Here is a 1,368-nt window from a genome sequence, read left to right as displayed (position 1 = left end):
CCATGATGATGGCGACGTGTGAAGGTATTGTTCTACTTTTGACTTTTGTAAGCCTGTCGGAAATTGATGGTTGGTTCTCTACAGTTTTTTTCCGTAACAGTTTATCTAGCATTCCGTTTCCTCCACTCGCCTGCTTTTTGAGCAAGTACCTAGTCTATCGTATCAAATCGACCGATAAATTTCATTTAAAACAATTGAAATTTAGTGTTTGTGCTCTTTTAGATTATGCTTGCCGTATGGTGAAATATTTATTGCTCGGGAAAGCAAATGAAATACGGTCAGAAAAAAAGACGTCCTGAAAGTAGGACGCCCCAAGGTATAGAAAGTTCTTCGATCAGATTTCCATAATTTCATTTTCTTTATCTTTGGCAAGCTCGTCAATTTTCACGATGAAGGAATCAGTCAGTTTCTGGATTTCATCACCTTCGCGGCGTAATTCATCCTCTGTGATGTCCCCATTCTTTTCAAGCTTTTTCAACTCCTCATTCGCATCACGACGAACATTGCGGATTGCAACTTTGGAGTCTTCTGCTTCTTTTTTGACTTCTTTCACCAATTCTTTGCGTCGCTCTTCCGTTAAAGCAGGGACTGCCAAACGGATGACCGATCCATCGTTGGAAGGAGTGATACCGATATCCGATTTCAATATCGCTTTTTCAATATCCCCTAAAGTCGTTTTATCGTATGGCTGGATGACCATCAGTCTGGCCTCTGGCACAGAGATGCCTGCCATTTGGTTCAGTGGCGTCGGAGCTCCGTAATAAAGTACTGAAATCCGATCCAGCAATGAAGCGTTCGCACGGCCTGCACGGATGGAAGCAAGCTGTCTTGAGAAAGACCCGATTGCTTTGTCCATTCTGTCCTTTGTTTGATCCATTATCGCTTTCGGCATTTACCCATTCCTCCTGACAACCGTACCGATTGGTTCACCAAGTACGGCCTTTTTAATATTTCCATTATCCATAATTGAGAATACTACGAGAGGGATATCGTTGTCCATACATAGGGTTGAAGCAGTGGAGTCCATTACTTCAAGTCCTTGGCTGATCACTTCCAAGTACGTTAGTTCCGTATATTTCACTGCATTCTCATCTTTTAATGGATCCGCTGAATAGACGCCGTCGACATTATTTTTCGCCATCAAGATGACGTCTGCTTCGATTTCAGCAGCCCTAAGTGCAGCTGTCGTATCCGTTGAGAAATAAGGATTCCCTGTTCCAGCGGCAAAAATGACGACTCGCTTTTTCTCCAGATGGCGGATTGCCTTCCGGCGAATATACGGCTCAGCCACTTGCCGCATATCAATCGATGACGATACACGTGTTTCAACGTCTAACTTTTCAAGAGCGTCTTGAAGAGCCAATGAAT

Annotated in this window: 2 protein-coding genes; both read right to left on the bottom strand. The window is 43.4% G+C overall.

Going from position 1 to position 1,368, the window contains the following annotated elements; genetic code table 11:
• Window positions 1–334: 334 nt before the first annotated feature.
• A complete protein-coding gene (gene frr / locus AWV70_RS15735) occupies window positions 335–892 on the bottom strand; it encodes a ribosome recycling factor (RefSeq protein WP_060209173.1) in 558 nt (185 codons plus the stop codon).
• Window positions 893–1,368 (bottom strand): uridine monophosphate kinase (locus tag AWV70_RS15730; protein WP_235588700.1); only part of this gene is annotated, 476 nt, incomplete at its 5' end. It abuts the gene before it with no gap.

It is taken from the genome of Sporosarcina koreensis (assembly GCF_001531445.1).
Taxonomy (GTDB): Bacteria; Bacillota; Bacilli; order Bacillales_A; family Planococcaceae; genus Sporosarcina; species Sporosarcina koreensis_C.
The sequence above is the reverse complement of the archived record's forward strand: the minus strand, read 5'-3'. Positions and strand labels throughout refer to the sequence as shown.

Bases quoted from the DNA above. Each gene is read 5' to 3' on its own strand.
- frr (WP_060209173.1), bottom strand. From the start codon at position 892: ATGCCGAAAGCGATAATGGATCAAACAAAGGACAGAATGGACAAAGCA.